Annotated in this window: 16 protein-coding genes and 1 other RNA gene; 13 read left to right on the forward strand and 4 right to left on the reverse strand. The window is 57.8% G+C overall.

The genetic code is table 11. From position 1 onward, the window contains the following. Positions 1–164: 164 nt before the first annotated feature. The 7 genes from tkt to ABLV52_RS16070 all read left to right on the forward strand — a co-directional run bounded on the left by tkt (position 165) and on the right by ABLV52_RS16070 (position 8,633). Positions 165–2,156 (forward strand): transketolase, encoded by a 1,992-nt coding sequence (gene tkt / locus ABLV52_RS16040; protein ID WP_023290987.1) that lies wholly within the window; start codon positions 165–167, stop codon positions 2,154–2,156. Between the two features lie 385 nt (positions 2,157–2,541). Beyond that, the gene (gene epd, locus ABLV52_RS16045) at positions 2,542–3,570 is read left to right on the forward strand and encodes an erythrose-4-phosphate dehydrogenase (protein WP_004205289.1); all 1,029 of its coding nucleotides are present in this window, start codon (positions 2,542–2,544) and stop codon (positions 3,568–3,570) included. Between the two features lie 39 nt (positions 3,571–3,609). Next, positions 3,610–4,773: a phosphoglycerate kinase gene (gene pgk / locus ABLV52_RS16050; RefSeq protein WP_023290986.1), complete on the forward strand. Its 1,164-nt coding sequence runs from the start codon at positions 3,610–3,612 to the stop codon at positions 4,771–4,773. 97 nt (positions 4,774–4,870) lie between these two features. Continuing rightward, the gene (gene fbaA, locus ABLV52_RS16055) at positions 4,871–5,950 is read left to right on the forward strand and encodes a class II fructose-bisphosphate aldolase (protein ID WP_008806452.1); all 1,080 of its coding nucleotides are present in this window, start codon (positions 4,871–4,873) and stop codon (positions 5,948–5,950) included. A gap of 190 nt (positions 5,951–6,140) precedes the next feature. Next, positions 6,141–6,998: a small-conductance mechanosensitive channel MscS gene (locus ABLV52_RS16060; RefSeq protein WP_023290985.1), complete on the forward strand. Its 858-nt coding sequence runs from the start codon at positions 6,141–6,143 to the stop codon at positions 6,996–6,998. Positions 6,999–7,149: 151 nt separating this feature from the next. After that, positions 7,150–7,785 carry an arginine exporter ArgO gene (argO, locus tag ABLV52_RS16065; protein ID WP_101991994.1) on the forward strand — a complete coding sequence of 212 codons (636 nt, stop codon included), beginning with the start codon at positions 7,150–7,152 and terminating at the stop codon, positions 7,783–7,785. An 89-nt stretch (positions 7,786–7,874) separates the two neighbouring features. Continuing rightward, entirely contained in the window at positions 7,875–8,633 is a 759-nt protein-coding gene (locus ABLV52_RS16070; protein ID WP_023290983.1) for an oxidative stress defense protein, read from the forward strand. 54 nt (positions 8,634–8,687) lie between these two features. Here ABLV52_RS16070 and argP read toward each other — a convergent pair whose 3' ends face one another. Beyond that, entirely contained in the window at positions 8,688–9,581 is an 894-nt protein-coding gene (argP, locus tag ABLV52_RS16075) for a DNA-binding transcriptional regulator ArgP (RefSeq protein ID WP_002916497.1), read from the reverse strand. 167 nt (positions 9,582–9,748) lie between these two features. Between argP and rpiA the strand changes: the two genes are divergently transcribed. Together rpiA and serA are read left to right on the forward strand one after the other, a co-directional pair. Continuing rightward, positions 9,749–10,408, forward strand: a complete 660-nt coding sequence (gene rpiA / locus ABLV52_RS16080) for a ribose-5-phosphate isomerase RpiA (protein ID WP_002916495.1) — start codon at positions 9,749–9,751, stop codon at positions 10,406–10,408. Between the two features lie 269 nt (positions 10,409–10,677). Continuing rightward, positions 10,678–11,910 (forward strand): phosphoglycerate dehydrogenase, encoded by a 1,233-nt coding sequence (gene serA / locus ABLV52_RS16085; protein ID WP_008806446.1) that lies wholly within the window; start codon positions 10,678–10,680, stop codon positions 11,908–11,910. Between the two features lie 83 nt (positions 11,911–11,993). On the opposite strand, the gene ABLV52_RS16090 is transcribed toward serA, so the two are convergent. The 3 genes from ABLV52_RS16090 to zapA form a co-directional block, all read right to left on the reverse strand. After that, positions 11,994–12,590, reverse strand: coding sequence for a 5-formyltetrahydrofolate cyclo-ligase (locus ABLV52_RS16090; protein ID WP_049014205.1), 597 nt, complete (start codon positions 12,588–12,590; stop codon positions 11,994–11,996). 99 nt (positions 12,591–12,689) lie between these two features. Next, a non-coding RNA gene (gene ssrS / locus ABLV52_RS16095) (6S RNA) lies at positions 12,690–12,873 on the reverse strand. Between the two features lie 41 nt (positions 12,874–12,914). After that, positions 12,915–13,244, reverse strand: a complete 330-nt coding sequence (zapA, locus tag ABLV52_RS16100; protein ID WP_004205298.1) for a cell division protein ZapA — start codon at positions 13,242–13,244, stop codon at positions 12,915–12,917. A 166-nt stretch (positions 13,245–13,410) separates the two neighbouring features. Between zapA and ABLV52_RS16105 the strand changes: the two genes are divergently transcribed. From ABLV52_RS16105 to ubiI, 4 genes are read left to right on the forward strand one after another with little or no spacing between them, the layout of a single operon-like run. After that, positions 13,411–13,989 carry a YecA family protein gene (locus ABLV52_RS16105; protein ID WP_002916486.1) on the forward strand — a complete coding sequence of 193 codons (579 nt, stop codon included), beginning with the start codon at positions 13,411–13,413 and terminating at the stop codon, positions 13,987–13,989. A 23-nt stretch (positions 13,990–14,012) separates the two neighbouring features. After that, the gene (gene pepP / locus ABLV52_RS16110; RefSeq protein WP_348890600.1) at positions 14,013–15,329 is read left to right on the forward strand and encodes a Xaa-Pro aminopeptidase; all 1,317 of its coding nucleotides are present in this window, start codon (positions 14,013–14,015) and stop codon (positions 15,327–15,329) included. Then, positions 15,326–16,504 carry a 2-octaprenyl-6-methoxyphenyl hydroxylase gene (gene ubiH / locus ABLV52_RS16115; protein ID WP_065805879.1) on the forward strand — a complete coding sequence of 393 codons (1,179 nt, stop codon included), beginning with the start codon at positions 15,326–15,328 and terminating at the stop codon, positions 16,502–16,504. Before pepP ends, ubiH begins: the two co-directional genes overlap by 4 nt. A gap of 10 nt (positions 16,505–16,514) precedes the next feature. Further along, on the forward strand, positions 16,515–17,717 hold the full coding sequence (gene ubiI, locus ABLV52_RS16120) for an FAD-dependent 2-octaprenylphenol hydroxylase (RefSeq protein ID WP_032454040.1): 1,203 nt from the start codon (positions 16,515–16,517) through the stop codon (positions 17,715–17,717). Positions 17,718–17,962: the final 245 nt, after the last annotated feature.

Raw genomic sequence — 17,962 nt, forward strand, 5'->3', positions numbered from 1 at the left:
TAGCACAACCTGTTCCAGAGATTTCTTAAAGGGCAAAAGGATGCTCCATGTACATGACTTGTCGCTTGGGTTACATTGTTCACACTTTTTTCCGGCGTAGCCCAAAACGCGCTCTCGTCAAGTCGTTAAGGGCATGGCCTTCAACAGTCCGAACTGGAGTCAAAATGTCCTCACGTAAAGAGCTTGCTAACGCTATTCGTGCGCTGAGCATGGACGCTGTACAGAAAGCCAAATCCGGCCACCCGGGTGCCCCGATGGGTATGGCTGACATTGCCGAAGTGCTGTGGCGTGATTTCCTGAACCATAACCCGAACAATCCGGCCTGGGCTGACCGTGACCGTTTTGTACTGTCCAATGGCCATGGTTCGATGCTGATTTACAGCCTGCTGCACCTCACTGGCTACGATCTGCCGATTGAAGAGCTGAAAAACTTCCGCCAGCTGCACTCTAAAACCCCGGGTCACCCGGAAGTCGGCTACACCGCGGGCGTGGAAACCACCACCGGTCCGCTGGGCCAGGGTATCGCTAACGCGGTCGGGATGGCTATCGCCGAGAAAACCCTGGCGGCGCAGTTCAACCGTCCGGGCCACGACATCGTCGACCACTACACCTACGCCTTCATGGGCGACGGCTGCATGATGGAAGGCATTTCTCACGAAGTGTGCTCCCTGGCCGGTACCCTGAAGCTGGGCAAACTGGTGGCCTTCTATGATGACAACGGCATCTCCATCGACGGCCACGTTGAAGGCTGGTTCACCGACGATACCGCCAAACGCTTTGAAGCCTACGGCTGGCACGTGGTGCGCGGCGTTGACGGTCACGACGCTGACGCCATCAAACGCGCAGTAGAAGAAGCGCGCGCGGTCACCGACAAACCGTCCCTGCTGATGTGCAAAACCATCATCGGCTTCGGTTCGCCGAACAAAGCCGGTACCCACGACTCCCACGGCGCGCCGCTGGGCGACGCCGAAATCGCCCTGACCCGCGAAGCGCTGGGCTGGAACCACGCGCCGTTTGACATCCCGTCTGACATCTATGCGCAGTGGGATGCCAAAGAAGCCGGTCAGGCGAAAGAAGCGGCATGGAATGAGAAGTTCGCTGCCTACGCCAAAGCCTTCCCGCAGGAAGCAGCCGAATTCACCCGTCGTATGAAAGGCGAGATGCCGTCTGACTTCGACGCGAAAGCCAACGAGTTCATCGCGAAGCTGCAGGCCAACCCGGCGAAAATCGCCAGCCGTAAAGCCTCTCAGAACGCCATCGAAGCTTTCGGTCCGCTGCTGCCGGAATTCCTCGGCGGTTCCGCTGACCTGGCGCCGTCCAACCTGACCCTGTGGTCTGGTTCTAAGCCGATCAACGAAGACACCGCGGGTAACTACATTCACTACGGCGTGCGTGAGTTCGGTATGACCGCTATCGCCAACGGCATCGCGCTGCACGGCGGCTTCCTGCCGTACACCTCCACCTTCCTGATGTTCGTGGAATACGCGCGTAATGCGGTACGTATGGCCGCGCTGATGAAACAGCGTCAGGTGATGGTCTACACCCACGACTCCATCGGTCTGGGCGAAGATGGCCCGACTCACCAGCCGGTAGAGCAGGTGGCTTCTCTACGCGTAACGCCGAACATGTCCACCTGGCGTCCGTGTGACCAGGTTGAATCCGCGATTGCGTGGAAATATGGCGTCGAGCGTCAGGACGGTCCGACCGCGCTGATCCTCTCCCGTCAGAACCTGGCGCAGCAGGAGCGTACCGAAGAGCAGCTGGCGAACGTGGCCCGCGGCGGTTACGTGCTGAAAGATTGCGCCGGCCAGCCGGAGCTGATCTTCATCGCTACCGGTTCCGAAGTGGAGCTGGCGGTGGCCGCGTGGGACAAACTGACCGCCGAAGGCGTGAAGGCGCGCGTGGTCTCCATGCCGTCCACCGACGCGTTCGACAAGCAGGATGCGGCCTACCGTGAATCCGTACTGCCGAAAGCCGTGACCGCGCGCGTTGCCGTGGAAGCGGGTATTGCTGATTACTGGTTCAAATACGTTGGCCTGAACGGGGCGATCGTTGGCATGACCACCTTCGGTGAGTCTGCGCCGGCTGAGCAGCTGTTCGAAGAGTTCGGCTTCACCGTCGACAACGTGGTCGCTAAAGCGAAAGCGCTGCTGTAATTGCGGTTACGGTGCGGGCTGATGCCCTCACCCCAACCCTCTCCCACAGGAGAGGGTGCAAACGCCAAAAACGGTAACCCCTGGGTTACCGTTTTGCTTTTACCTCGCCACCCGGCTTTTTTGTATCTGCTATTCCTGAACCATGTAATACGGTTGTAAATTATTCCAGCGAAAATGTGATGTGAGTCATATAGCTGGTTTATTGCGCTGGACAAACATTCCTTTTATTCCTCGTTTGGCTTATTCTAGCTGAAGCGTTTCAGTCGTTTAAATGTTCGACAATTAATCAATCAGTCGCAGTTTGCAGCTGGTAAGGTTTCCCTCAGAGCGTAGCTGGATTACTCTGTCAGCCACCTCATAACAGGGACAGCCTTGCAGGAGATCTATGACCATTCGCATCGCGATTAATGGCTTCGGTCGTATTGGACGCAACGTGGTTCGTGCGCTATATGAATCCGGGCGCCGTGCGGAAATCACCGTGGTGGCTATCAATGAGCTGGCGGATGCTGCGGGCATCGCGCATTTGTTGAAATATGACACCAGCCATGGCCGTTTCGCCTGGGATGTTCGTCAGGAGCGCGAGCAGCTGTTTGTTGGCGATGATGCCATCCGTCTGCTGCACGAGCCGACCATTGCGGCGCTGCCCTGGCGCGAGCTGGCGGTAGACGTGGTGCTCGACTGCACCGGCGTTTACGGGAGCCGTGAACACGGTGAGGCGCACCTGCAGGCTGGGGCGAAGAAAGTGCTCTTCTCCCATCCCGGCGGCAACGACCTCGACGCGACGGTGGTGTACGGCGTCAATCAGGATGAACTCCGCGCCGAGCATCGCATTGTCTCCAACGCCTCCTGCACCACCAACTGCATTATTCCGATCATTAAACTGTTAGATGATGCCTATGGCATCGAGTCCGGCACCGTCACCACCATTCACTCGGCGATGCATGACCAGCAGGTGATTGACGCCTACCATCCGGATCTCCGGCGTACCCGCGCGGCCAGCCAGTCGATCATTCCGGTGGATACCAAACTGGCGGCAGGGATCACCCGTATTTTCCCGCAGTTTAATGACCGTTTTGAAGCGATTGCCGTGCGGGTGCCGACGATAAACGTGACGGCAATTGACCTGAGCGTGACGGTCAAAAAACCGGTAAAAGCATGTGAAGTCAACCAGTTGCTGCAAAAAGCAGCACAAGGTGCATTTCATGGTATAGTTGACTATACGGAATTACCGTTGGTCTCAACAGATTTTAACCACGATCCGCACAGCGCCATCGTCGATGGCACGCAAACCCGGGTCAGTGGCGCGCATCTGATCAAAACGCTGGTCTGGTGCGATAACGAATGGGGCTTTGCTAACCGAATGCTCGACACGACGTTAGCGATGGCGGCTATTGGTTTCAGGTTCGACGCGTAAACGTCGACAAAACTTTATGAATCAACGAGAGGATTCACCATGTCTGTAATTAAGATGACCGATCTGGATCTGGCTGGTAAACGCGTTTTTATCCGTGCGGATCTGAACGTACCAGTTAAAGACGGGAAAGTAACCAGCGACGCACGTATCCGTGCCTCTCTGCCGACCATTGAACTGGCGCTGAAGCAGGGCGCGAAAGTCATGGTTACTTCTCACCTGGGTCGTCCGACCGAAGGCGAGTACAACGAAGAATTCTCTCTGCTGCCGGTTGTTAATTACCTGAAAGACAAACTGTCCAGCCCGGTACGTCTGGTTAAAGACTACCTGGACGGCGTGGAAGTCGCTGCCGGCGAGCTGGTGGTGCTGGAAAACGTTCGCTTCAACAAAGGCGAGAAAAAAGACGACGAAGCGCTGTCCAAAAAATACGCCGCGCTGTGCGACGTGTTCGTAATGGACGCTTTCGGTACCGCGCACCGCGCGCAGGCTTCCACCCACGGTATCGGCAAATTTGCTGACGTGGCGTGCGCAGGCCCGCTGCTGGCCGCTGAACTGGACGCGCTGGGTAAAGCGCTGAAAGAGCCGGCTCGTCCGATGGTCGCTATCGTCGGTGGTTCTAAAGTATCCACCAAACTGACCGTGCTGGATTCCCTGTCTAAAATCGCTGACCAGCTGATCGTCGGCGGCGGTATCGCCAACACCTTCGTTGCCGCTCAGGGCCACAACGTCGGTAAATCCCTGTACGAAGCGGATCTGGTTGATGAAGCCAAGCGCCTGCTGAGCACCTGCGATATCCCGGTTCCGACTGACGTTCGCGTCGCGACCGAGTTCTCCGAAACCGCAACGGCGACTCTGAAATCTGTTAACGACATTAAAGATGACGAGCAGATTCTGGACCTCGGCGACGTTTCCGCACAGAAACTGGCTGACATCCTGAAAAACGCCAAAACCATCCTGTGGAACGGCCCGGTTGGCGTATTCGAATTCCCGAACTTCCGTAAAGGGACTGAAATCGTGGCTAACGCTATCGCGGACAGCGAAGGTTTCTCCATCGCCGGCGGCGGCGACACCCTGGCAGCGATCGACCTGTTCGGCATCGCTGACAAAATTTCCTACATCTCCACTGGCGGCGGCGCGTTCCTTGAATTCGTCGAAGGCAAAGTCCTGCCGGCAGTAGCGATGCTCGAAGAGCGCGCTAAGCAGTAATTCAGTTCAGGCGGGGAAACCCGCCTGTTTTTCAGCGCGCTTAAGGGCTCGCGAACCTTCTTCAACGGTCGAAGATACAGATACAGGACTAAGTAACATGTCTAAAATTTTTGATTTCGTAAAACCGGGCGTCATCACTGGCGACGACGTTCAGAAAGTGTTCCAGGTAGCGAAAGAAAACAACTTTGCACTGCCGGCGGTAAACTGCGTAGGTACTGACTCCATCAACGCCGTTCTGGAAGCTGCTGCGAAAGTTCGCTCTCCGGTTATCGTTCAGTTCTCTAACGGCGGCGCGGCGTTCATCGCAGGTAAAGGCGTGAAAACTGACGTTCCTCAGGGTGCTGCTATCCTCGGCGCCATCTCTGGCGCGCACCACGTGCACCAGATGGCTGAGCACTACGGCGTGCCGGTTATCCTGCACACTGACCACTGCGCGAAGAAACTGCTGCCGTGGATCGACGGCCTGCTGGACGCGGGTGAAAAACACTTCGCCGCTACCGGCAAACCGCTGTTCTCTTCTCACATGATCGACCTGTCTGAAGAGTCTCTGCACGAAAACATCGAAATCTGCTCTAAATACCTGGCGCGCATGGCCAAAATGGACATGACCCTGGAAATCGAACTGGGTTGCACCGGTGGCGAAGAAGACGGCGTGGACAACAGCCACATGGACGCTTCCGCCCTGTACACCCAGCCGGAAGACGTGGATTACGCGTACACCGAGCTGAGCAAAATCAGCCCGCGCTTCACCATCGCCGCTTCCTTCGGTAACGTACACGGCGTGTACAAACCGGGTAACGTCGTTCTGACCCCGACTATCCTGCGCGACTCTCAGGAATATGTTTCCAAGAAACACAACCTGCCGCACAACAGCCTGAACTTCGTCTTCCACGGCGGTTCCGGTTCTTCCGCTCAGGAAATCAAAGACTCCGTTAGCTACGGCGTAGTGAAAATGAACATCGATACCGACACCCAATGGGCAACCTGGGACGGTATCCTGCAGTACTACAAAACTAACGAAGCTTACCTGCAGGGCCAGCTGGGCAACCCGAAAGGCGAAGACCAGCCGAACAAGAAATACTACGATCCGCGCGTATGGCTGCGTGCTGCACAGACTTCCATGGTGACTCGTCTGGAGCAGGCATTTAAAGAGCTGAACGCGATCGACGTTCTGTAAGAAAAATCTGTTTCTTACCCTGAAGCCCGCAGCAATGCGGGCTTTTTTATTAGCTTAACAACAGGATAGCGCGGCAGAAAACTGTGATCCATTTGGCAAAACGTGCACTTATTGTTTACCCTATAACCTGACTGCCCTGTCGCAGGCTGAGTTATTTACTTCCCCCTGGGGGATTCATAAGGAATGTTAAATGGAAGATTTGAACGTTGTCGATAGCATCAACCACGCCGGGACGTGGCTGGCACGCAACCAGGAGCTGCTGCTGAGCTATGCCGTCAACATCGTCGCGGCTATCGCTATCCTGATCGTCGGGATGATCGTGGCGCGCGTCGTCTCTAACACCGTCAACCGCCTGATGCTGGCGCGTAAAATTGACGCCACCGTTGCCGATTTTCTCTCCGCGCTGGTGCGCTATGCGGTTATCGCCTTTACGCTGATTGCCGCCCTGGGCCGCGTGGGCGTGCAGACCGCCTCGGTCATTGCGGTGCTGGGCGCCGCGGGTTTAGCCGTCGGTCTGGCGCTGCAGGGGTCACTGTCTAACCTCGCGGCTGGCGTACTGCTGGTGATGTTCCGCCCGTTCCGCGCCGGTGAATATGTCGATCTCGGCGGCATTGCGGGTACCGTACAGAATGTGCAGATTTTCTCCACGACCCTGCGCACCGTCGATGGCAAAATCGTGGTGGTGCCGAACGGCAAAATTATCGCCGGCAACATCATTAACTTCTCCCGCGAACCGGCGCGCCGCAATGAGTTTATTATCGGCGTCTCTTACGATGCCGATATCGACAAGGTGAAGCAGCTCCTGACCTCGATTATCGAATCTGACGATCGTATTCTGCGCGATCGGGAAATGACGGTGCGCCTGAACGAACTCGGCGCCTCGTCGGTGAACTTCGTGGTGCGCGTGTGGAGCAAAAGCAGCGATCTGCAAAACGTCTACTGGGATATCCTCGAGCGCATCAAGCGTGAATTTGACGCCAATGGCATCAGCTTCCCTTATCCGCAGATGGATGTTCATGTGGTGCGCCTGCCGGAAAAAGCCGAGTAAACCACCACTCAGTGACTCAGGCCGGCCATGCCGGCCTTTTTTAATGGCTCATTATTAGCTTCGCTTATTAATGATTAATACTTTCAATTTCCGCTAATAATTTATTCGCGTTATAGTCAGCGCCACTCTCGAAGACAGCGGAAAAATCCTCATGTTTACCTATTACTTTCAGGGCCTTGCCCTGGGAGCGGCAATGATTTTGCCGCTTGGCCCACAAAATGCTTTCGTGATGAACCAGGGCATCCGTCGTCAGTATCACCTGATGATTGCCTTGCTGTGCGCCGTCAGCGACTTGCTGCTGATCTGCGCCGGCATTTTTGGCGGCAGCGCGCTGCTGATGCAGTCCCCCTGGCTACTGGCGCTCGTGACCTGGGGCGGCGTGGCCTTTTTACTGTGGTACGGGTTTGGCGCGCTGAAGACGGCGTTCAGTCAGAATCTTGAGCTCGCCAGCGCCGAGGCGATGCAGCAGGGGCGCTGGAAAATCATTATCACTATGCTGGCGGTCACCTGGCTGAATCCGCACGTTTATCTGGATACGTTTGTGGTGCTGGGCAGCCTGGGAGGCCAGCTGGCGGTGGAGCCGAAGCGCTGGTTTGCGCTGGGAACCATTAGCGCCTCTTTCCTGTGGTTCTTTGGTCTGGCGCTGTTGGCCGCCTGGCTGGCGCCGCGGCTGCGTACCGCCAGAGCCCAGCGGATCATTAACATTGTGGTCGGCGCCGTCATGTGGTTTATTGCGTTTCAGCTGGCAAAAGAGGGCGTCGTCCATATCCAGGCGTTGCTCAACTAAGCGTTGTCCGATGGACTTTCCTGCTGTACGCGCTAAGCTTGCTGGCATGCGTCCCGTAAGGGCGATTTAAGTAACATGGAGAAACGACAGTGAAGTTAAAAGTCTTAGCCCTGGCGGCAACACTCGGATTTAGCACGATGGCGGCACAGGCAAGCGAATTGCCGGACGGTCCGCACATTGTGACTTCAGGCACAGCAAGCGTTGCTGCGGTTCCGGATATCGCTACCCTGGCGATCGAAGTGAACGTGGCGGCAAAAGATGCCGCATCGGCAAAAAAACAGGCTGACGATCGCGTTGCGCAATACCTCTCTTTCCTCGAAAAGAGCGGAATTGCGAAAAAAGACATCAACTCGGCGAATCTGCGTACCCAACCTGATTACGACTATCAGAACGGGAAAAGCATTCTGAAAGGCTATCGCGCGGTGCGCACCGTCGAAGTGACCTTGCGCCAGCTGGATAAACTCAACGGTCTGCTGGATGGCGCCCTGAAAGCCGGTCTGAACGAAATTCGCTCCGTCTCGCTGGGCGTTGCGCAACCGGACGCCTACAAAGATAAAGCGCGTAAAGCGGCGATCGACGACGCCGTGCACCAGGCGCAGGAGCTGGCCGCAGGTTTCCACAGCAAGCTGGGGCCGGTGTACAGCGTGCGCTACCATGTCTCTAATTATCAGCCGAGCCCGATGGTTCGCATGATGAAGGCCGCTGACGCTGCGCCGGTTTCCGCCCAGGAAACCTACGAGCAGGCGACTATCCAGTTTGACGACCAGGTCGACGTCGTGTTTGAACTGCAGCCGGCGCAGGCCGCGGCACCGGCGAAACCGGCTGAAGCGCCGAAACCGGCCCAGTAAGCGATAGAAACAAAAAAGCCACTTCAGCGAAGTGGCTTTTTTTATGCCCGCGGTTTAATCCTGACGCAGCACCTTGTGACCGTAGTCGATGAGCGCATCGGTCACCCGCCGCATCATGCGGCTTTCCGGGGCAAAGCGGTGCCAGTAGAGCATACGGCGCTGAAACAGGCCGGGAGTGAGATCGATAAGCTCGCCGCTGTTGAGCTCTTTTTCGATCTGCAGATGCGGGATCATACAGCAGGTAGTGCCCTGGCGCGCCAGCTGGACGAAGGCTTCCGACGAGTTGACGATATGGCAGGGGACGCTGCCCGGCGGCAGGTCGAAGTTTTGCTGCAGAAAGGCCTGATGCATATCGTCCAGATGGTCGAAGGCGACGACCGGCGCTTTCAGCAGCGCCGAACGCGTTACGCCGTTCGGGAAGTAGCGTTGCGCAAACTCTTTTGAGGCGACAAACAGGTAATCGAGCGCGCCGAGCTGATCCACCAGGCAGCTTGGCAGCGCCTGCGGCTGGATACTTACCGCGCCGACCACTTCGCCACGGCGCAGGCGCTCCTGGGTGCGGGTTTCATCTTCCACCTGCAGGTTGAGACGAATAGGGGAGTCCGACAGCACATTAGCCAGCGCCGGCAGCAGCCAGGTCGCCAGACTGTCGGCGTTCACCGCCAGCGACAGCAACAGCGGCGTGGAGCCAGTCTGCTCGTCGCCCAGCCACTCCTCTTCCAGCAGTTCAACCTGGCGCAACAGAGCCAGCAATTTTTGTCCTTGCTCGGTTGGGCGCGGCGGCACGGTACGTACCAGCAGCGGCTGGCCGAACATATTTTCCAGCTGCTTGATTCGCTGTGAGACGGCGGACTGGGTAATACATAGCTTCTGCGCGGCGCGCTCAAATCCTCGTTCTCTAATCACCGCGTCCAGCGCTTGTAGTGTCCTGTAGTCCGGTCGTTTCATTATTCTGGCGTGCCCCCATAACTAATCGTTATCTCGCACTATGACATAAATTTTTATTTGATACAGACGAAATTGGTCTGCTCTGTTGTGTGATCTGCATCGCAGGGACATTTCCACTGTCGATGTTCTATAATGCGCCACAGGCATTCACATCTCGGACCATGATTATGACGCAGGATGAACTGAAAAAAGCGGTAGGTTGGGCAGCGCTGCAATACGTACAGCCAGGGACCATTGTGGGCGTTGGCACCGGCTCGACGGCGGCCCATTTTATTGACGCGCTGGGCACCATGAAAGGGCAGATCGAAGGGGCGGTCTCCAGCTCCGATGCCTCCACCGAGAAGCTGAAAAGCCTCGGGATCACCGTCTTCGATCTCAACAGCGTCGATCGCCTGGGGATCTACGTTGACGGCGCGGATGAGATCAACGGTCACATGCAGATGATCAAAGGCGGCGGCGCGGCGCTGACCCGTGAGAAGATCATCGCTTCGGTGGCCGATAAATTTATCTGCATCGCCGATGCCTCCAAGCAGGTCGATATTCTGGGCAAATTCCCACTGCCGGTTGAAGTCATTCCGATGGCGCGCAGCGCCGTTGCACGCCAGTTGGTCAAGCTGGGCGGTCGTCCGGAATACCGTCAGGGCGTGGTGACCGATAACGGCAACGTGATCCTTGACGTGCACGGCCTGGAAATTCTCGATGCTATCGCGCTGGAAAACGCGATTAACGGCATTCCTGGCGTCGTGACCGTAGGGCTGTTCGCCAATCGCGGCGCCGACGTGGCGCTGATCGGCACGGCTGACGGTGTGAAAACCATCGTAAAATAGTCTGTCTGCAGGGAGCCAACCGGCTCCCTCGCAAATATTTTTTCACCTGGTGCAATTTAGTGACTTCTGTCACATTTGTGCAACCATTCTGATTAACGCGCTACCGTTCATTATCTTTCTGGTGTTTTGTCCTGCCATTTCCTTCTGAATGACATTTCTTCAGGACGGCGACGCAAACGTTCATATTGCCGCGATAGTTTTTTTTGATATGTTGCTGAGACGAACTTTCGTTCAGCACGACATCAGTTAAGACAAAACAGGACGGGGAAATGGCTAAGGTATCACTGGAAAAAGACAAGATTAAATTTCTGCTGGTTGAAGGTGTGCATCAAAAGGCAATCGATAGCCTTCGCGCGGCAGGTTACACCAACATTGAATTTCATAAAGGCGCGCTGGATTCCGAACAGCTGAAAGCGTCGATCCGTGATGCCCATTTCATCGGCCTGCGTTCCCGTACCCATCTGACTGAAGAGATTTTCGCCGCGGCGGAAAAACTGGTTGCCGTCGGCTGCTTCTGCATCGGTACCAACCAGGTGGATCTGAACGCCGCCGCGAAGCGCGGTATTCCGGTGTTTAACGCGCCATTCTCTAATACCCGTTCGGTGGCCGAGCTGGTGATCGGTGAGCTGCTGCTGCTGCTGCGCGGCGTGCCGGAAGCCAACGCCAAGGCGCATCGCGGCGTATGGAATAAGCTGGCGGTGGGGAGCTTTGAAGCGCGCGGCAAGAAACTGGGGATTATCGGTTACGGCCACATCGGCACCCAGCTCGGCATTCTGGCGGAATCGCTGGGGATGCATGTCTTCTTCTATGATATTGAAAACAAACTGCCGCTCGGCAACGCCACTCAGGTACAGCATCTCTCCGACCTGCTGAACATGAGCGACGTGGTCAGCCTGCACGTGCCGGAAAACGCCTCCACCAAAAATATGATGGGCGCGGAAGAGCTGGCGCTGATGAAGCCGGGCGCGCTGCTGATCAACGCCTCCCGCGGCACCGTGGTGGATATTCCGGCGCTATGCGATGCGCTGGCGAGTAAGCATCTGGCCGGGGCGGCAATCGACGTCTTCCCGACCGAACCCGCGACCAACAGCGACCCCTTCACTTCGCCGCTGTGCGAATTTGATAACGTGATCCTGACTCCGCATATCGGTGGCTCCACTCAGGAAGCGCAGGAGAACATCGGTCTGGAAGTGGCCGGCAAACTGGCCAAGTACTCTGACAACGGGTCAACCCTGTCGGCGGTCAACTTCCCGGAAGTTTCTCTGCCGCTGCACGGCGGACGCCGTCTGCTGCACATCCATGAGAACCGGCCGGGCGTCCTGACCGCCATCAACCAGATCTTCGCCGCGCAGAGCATCAACATTGCCGCCCAGTATCTGCAAACGTCGCCGCAGATGGGTTACGTGGTTATTGATATCGAAGCGGAAGAAGACGTTGCCCAGCAGGCGCTGCAGGCAATGAAAGCGATCCCGGGGACTATCCGCGCCCGTCTGCTGTTCTAATCATTTTTGCCTCTCGGGCAGGTCGCGTACCTGCCCGTTTTTTTGTTAATACTTTCCAGGCTGAATTTCTCGTCCCCGCGTACCTACCAACACCAGGTTTTGCCCGGGGTGATCACCGCCGGCAGCGGGATATCCCACTCTTCGCTCGGCAGGGTGTCCACCTGCTGGCAGTCGTGCGCGTAGCCCACCGGCTGCAGGCGATACTGCTGCCAGTGTTGCAGCGTCCGGTCGTAAAAACCGCCACCCATCCCCAGCCGTTGACCGCCGGCATCGAAGGCCACCAGCGGGGTGACCAGCACATCGAGTTCAGCGAGCGGCAGCACGTCGCGCACGTCGAGCTTCGGTTCGCGGATCTTCAGGCGATTCACTATCAGTTCGCTCTGCGGATGGTAATGTAAAAACAGCAGGTTACCGGGGCTAAATGGATGCAGCACCGGGAGATAGACTCGCTTACCGGCCCGCCAGAGCTGGTCGATCAGCGGTTGGGTGTCCAGCTCGCCGTCAAAGGAGAGAAACAGCGCCACGGTGTGGGCGAGAACCACCGGCGGCCAGGCCATCATCCGCTCTGCGGCCTGCAGGGCAAACTGCCGCTGTTGCTCAGGGCTGAGCGCGCGTCGACGCTCGCGGATCTGCTGGCGAATGTGCTGGCGGGAGAGCAGGGTATCGGGCTGTAGAGTCATGCAGGTCTCATGGCGAGCAGGCGAAACAATAGAAAACAGTGTAATACAGTGCGGCATCAGCCGAAAACAGGCGTGGGGAAATAATGCGAGGTAAGGAAGGGAATCTCCGAGATGCCGCCGCAGGCTGTAACCCTTGAACCCTTGGTTCAAGGTGAATGTGTCGTCACAGTTTTAAGGCTTCTCGGACGGACCGAGCATGCTCACCAACCGTGGAGCGCCACATTCTTGTGGTATGAAATATCGGCTCAGGGGACTGGCCCGCTTGCAAACATCTCAGAGAAATTTTGTTCCTGGAGTTACTCTAACACAGTTAACTGCAAAGTGTTATTCAAACTTCGACCCTGGTCTTTCGCTTATGCGACCTTGCTCAAGCAATGCTTGCTCGATGGTCTGCTGAAGCATGCGAATACGCTGCTCCATACTGGAAGCGTAGTCGCGGGTCTTCGCTTTTTCCTGAGTCAACTCATAGCTGATGTTCAACGCGGCGATGAAGACCAGCTGCTCAGTATTTGTGACTCTAGTGCGTTCTTTTAAATCTTGCAACCGCTGATTAAGGTCTTCAGCTGCCTGATTCAGGGCATCCCTTTGTTCAGGCGGGCAATTCACTCGCAGTGAACGGCCGAAAATTTGGAGATCTACGGGTTGTGCAGACATGCCACCTTCCTGCTGATTGACTGCGCTGCCTTCACACCCTGACCCGGGTCTGCGAAGGGGCGACACTATAGCTACCCTGGTGCGAAGATACAAGCCCTATTCTGGTTCACCAGGGTCCAAAGTGGTAGCATACCATGAATATTCCTCCCAACGATGACGAATGCGCATGTCTATACAGAACGAAATGCCTGGTTACAACGATGTAGACCAGTTACTGAACCAACAAGGGGTAGGGCTTACCCCGGCCGAGATGCACGGTTTGATCAGCGGATTACTGTGCGGCGGCAACACGGACAGCAGCTGGCAGCCGCTGGTGCACGACCTGACCAACGAAGGTCTCGCCTTCGGCCATGAGCTGGCCCAGGCGCTGCGTAACATGCATTCCGCCATCAGCGACTCACTGGATGACGACGGCTTCCTCTTTCAACTGTATCTGCCGGAAGGCGATGCGGTGAGCGTCTTTGACCGCGCCGACGCCCTCGCCGGCTGGGTCAACCACTTCCTTCTCGGCCTTGGCGTTAGCCAGCCGAAGCTGGATAAAGTGAAAGACGAAACCGGGGAAGCGATTGACGATCTGCGTAATATTGCCCAACTGGGCTACGATGAAGACGAAGATCAGGAAGAGCTGGAGATGTCTCTGGAGGAGATTATCGAGTATGTCCGCGTTGCCGCACTGCTGTGCCACGACACCTTTGCGCGTCAGCAGCCAACAGCACCGGAAGTCCGCAAACCGACATTACACTAACTAAAATTCGTTCAGGGGGCGTCATGACTCAGCAGGAATTTCTCTCGCGTCGCCAGGCGCTGTTGGCGCAGATGCAGCCAGGCAGCGCGGCGCTGATTTTCGCCGCACCGGAAGCGGTGCGCAGTGCAGATTCGGAATATCCCTACCGGCAGAACAGCGATTTCTGGTACTTCACCGGCTTCAACGAACCGGAAGCGCTGCTGGTGTTGATTAAAAGCGATGAAACCCACAACCATAGCGTGCTGTTCAACCGGGTTCGCGATCTGACCGCTGAGATCTGGTTCGGTCGCCGTCTGGGCCAGGAGGCCGCGCCGGCGAAGCTGGGCGTTGACCGGGCGCTGGCGTTCAGCGAAATCAACCAGCAGCTGTATCAGCTGCTCAACGGTCTGGACGCTATCTATTTTGCCCAGGGCGAATATGCCTATGCCGATGAGATTGTGTTCAACGCCCTCGAAAAACTCCGCAAAGGCTCGCGGCAGAACCTGCAGGCGCCGAACTCGGTGATCGACTGGCGGCCCATTGTGCATGAGATGCGCCTGTTCAAATCCGCGGAAGAGCTGGCCGTGATGCGCCGCGCCGGGGAGATCAGCGCCCTGGCCCATACCCGGGCGATGGAAAAATGCCGCCCTGGCATGTTCGAGTATCAGCTGGAGGGCGAAATTCTCCATGAATTCAATCGCCACGGCGCGCGCTTCCCCTCCTATAACACCATCGTTGGCGGCGGCGAAAACGGCTGCATTCTGCACTACACCGAAAACGAATCTGAACTGCGCGACGGCGATTTAGTGCTGATTGACGCCGGCTGCGAGTATCGCGGCTATGCCGGCGACATTACCCGCACCTTCCCGGTGAACGGCAAATTCAGCCAGCCGCAGCGCGAAATCTACGATATCGTGCTGGAATCGCTGGAGACCGCGCTGGAACTCTATCGCCCGGGCACCTCAATCTGCCAGGTGAACCAGGAAGTGGTGCGCATTATGATCACCGGCCTGGTGCGGCTGGGGATCCTCAAAGGCGAGGTTGACGAGCTGATCGTCAACAATGCCCACCGCCCGTACTTTATGCACGGTCTGAGCCACTGGCTGGGGCTGGATGTACACGATGTCGGTCACTACGACACCGACCGTTCTCGCGTCCTGGAGCCGGGGATGGTGCTGACCGTCGAACCGGGGCTGTATATCGCCGCCGACGCCGACGTGCCGGCGCAGTACCGCGGCATCGGCATCCGTATTGAAGATGACATCGTCATTACCGAAGACGGCAACGAAAATCTCACCGCCGGCGTGGTGAAGAAGGCGGATGAGATCGAAGCGCTGATGGCGGCGGCGCGCCAGTCATGAGCGTGCTGATCGTCGGCGGCGGGATGACCGGGGCGACGCTCGCCCTGGCCATCTCCCGTTTGACCGGCGGCGCGCTGCCGGTCCATCTGATTGAGGCGCAGGATCCCCAGTCGGCTCGCCATCCCGGCTTCGACGACCGGGCGATCGCCCTGGCCGCCGGCACCTGCCAGCAACTGGCGCGTATCGGTGTCTGGCAACGTCTCGCCGAGCGGGCGACGGCTATCCAGCGGGTACACGTCAGCGACCGCGGCCATGCCGGTTTTGTGAATCTGGCGGCGGCGGATTATCGCCTGCCGGCGCTGGGTCAGGTGGTTGAACTCCACGATGTCGGCCAGCGACTGTTTAGCCTGCTGCGCGAGGCGCCGGGCGTGACGCTGCATTGCCCGGCGAAGGTGGCAGCGGTCAGCCGCAGCCAGGAGAGCGTCAGCCTTACCCTTGACGGGGGCGAAACGATCAGCGGCAAGCTGCTGGTGGCGGCGGACGGTTCGCGTTCGTCGCTGGGCGCCCGCTGCGGCATCAGCTGGCAACAACAGCCCTATGAGCAACTGGCGATTATCGCCAACGTAAGCACCGCGCTGCCCCACGAAGGCCGCGCTTTCGAACGTTTTACCGAGCATGGCCCGCTGGCGATGCTGCCGATGTCGCAAGGGCGCTGCTCGCTGGTGTGGTGTCATCCGCAGTCGCGCCGCGACGAGGTGCTGAGCTGGTCTGACGAACGCTTTTGTCAGGAGCTGCAGCAGGCGTTCGGCTGGCGTTTGGGGCGCATTACCCACGCCGGGAAGCGCAGCGTCTATCCGCTGGCCCTCACCACCGCCAGCCGCGCGGTGTCGCACCGCCTGGCGCTGGTAGGTAACGCGGCGCAGACGCTGCACCCGATTGCCGGGCAGGGCTTTAATCTCGGCCTGCGCGATGTGATGAGTCTGGCGGAGCTGCTCGCTGACGCCCATCTCAGCGGCGAAGATGTCGGCCATTATCCGCTGCTATGTCGCTATCAGGCGCGCAGAACAGGGGATAAAGCCGCCACCATCGGCGTGACCGATGGGCTGGTGCATCTGTTTGCCAACCGTTGGGCGCCGCTGGTGGCGGGGCGCAATGTCGGTCTGATGGCCATGGAATTATTTACCCCGGCGCGCGATGCGCTGGCGCAGCGTACCCTCGGTTGGGTTCCCCGTTAAGGAGTAGAACGTGCAAAGTGTTGATGTTGCCATTGTTGGCGGTGGAATGGTGGGGCTGGCGGTAGCCTGCGGTTTACAGGGCAGCGGCCTGCGCGTCGCGGTGCTGGAGAAAGCGGAGCCGCAGCCGCTGGCTGCCGATGCGCCGCCGGCGCTGCGCGTGTCGGCAATAAACGCCGCCAGCGAAAAGCTGCTGACGAAGCTGGACGTCTGGCGCGAGATCGTTGCCCGACGCGCCAGCTGCTATCACGGAATGGAAGTGTGGGACAAAGACAGCTTCGGCCGCATTAGCTTTGATGACCAGAGCATGGGCTTCAGCCATCTGGGCCATATTATTGAAAACGCCGTGGTGCATTATGCGCTGTGGCAGAAGGCGCAGCGCTGCGCCGACGTCACCCTGCTGGCGCCTGCGCAACTGCAGCAGGTGGCGTGGGGCGAAAATGAGGCCTTTCTCAGCCTGCAGGACGGCAGCATGCTCACCGCGCGTCTGGTGATCGGCGCCGATGGGGCGAATTCGTGGCTGCGCAATAAAGCCGATATTCCGCTGACCTTCTGGGATTACCATCATCACGCGCTGGTGGCGACTATCCGTACCGCTGAGCCGCATCAGGCGGTGGCGCGCCAGGTATTTCATGGCGACGGGATCCTCGCCTTCCTGCCGCTCTGCGATCCGCACCTGTGCTCGATCGTCTGGTCGCTGTCGCCGGCGGAGGCGCAGCGGATGCAGGAGGCTGATGAAGCCACCTTTAACCAGGCGTTAAATATCGCCTTCGATAATGGCCTTGGCCTCTGCCAGCTGGAAAGCGCACGTGAAGTCTTCCCGCTGACCGGCCGCTATGCCCGCCAGTTCGCCGCCCACCGCCTGGCGCTGGTCGGCGATGCCGCGCATACCATCCACCCGCTGGCCGGGCAGGGCGTCAACCTCGGCTTTATGGATGCCGCCGAGCTTATCGACGAACTGAAGCGTCTGCACGCCCAGGGCAAAGATATCGGCCAGCATCTTTATCTGCGCCGCTACGAGCGCAGCCGCAAGCACAGCGCCGCGCTGATGCTGGCGGGTATGCAGGGCTTCCGCGACATGTTTTCCGGTAGCCATCCGGCGAAGAAGTTCCTCCGCGACATGGGGCTGAAACTGGCCGATACGCTGCCGGGCGTGAAACCGCAGCTGATTCGCCAGGCGATGGGCCTTAACGATCTGCCTGCCTGGTTACGTTAACCGCGTCACACTTCTTTCACCCGGCCTGCGCGCCGGGTTTTCCCCCTCATTTGAAATATTCTAATTTCACCTCTTTTTTCGCATTAGATTTATTAATGCGTCCTTTTTTTTGTTAAAGAAATTAGGGCTATAAAATCGCATAAAACACCATCATTACCTAATTAGAGCCGCGGTATTGTTAATTTTATGTGGCGTAAATCGCTTTTTTCCAGTCAATAACTCTGTAGGCTTTTCGGCGGATTTTA

This window comes from Klebsiella sp. GB_Kp056 (genome assembly GCF_040064755.1).
Lineage (GTDB): Bacteria > Pseudomonadota > Gammaproteobacteria > Enterobacterales > Enterobacteriaceae > Klebsiella > Klebsiella quasipneumoniae.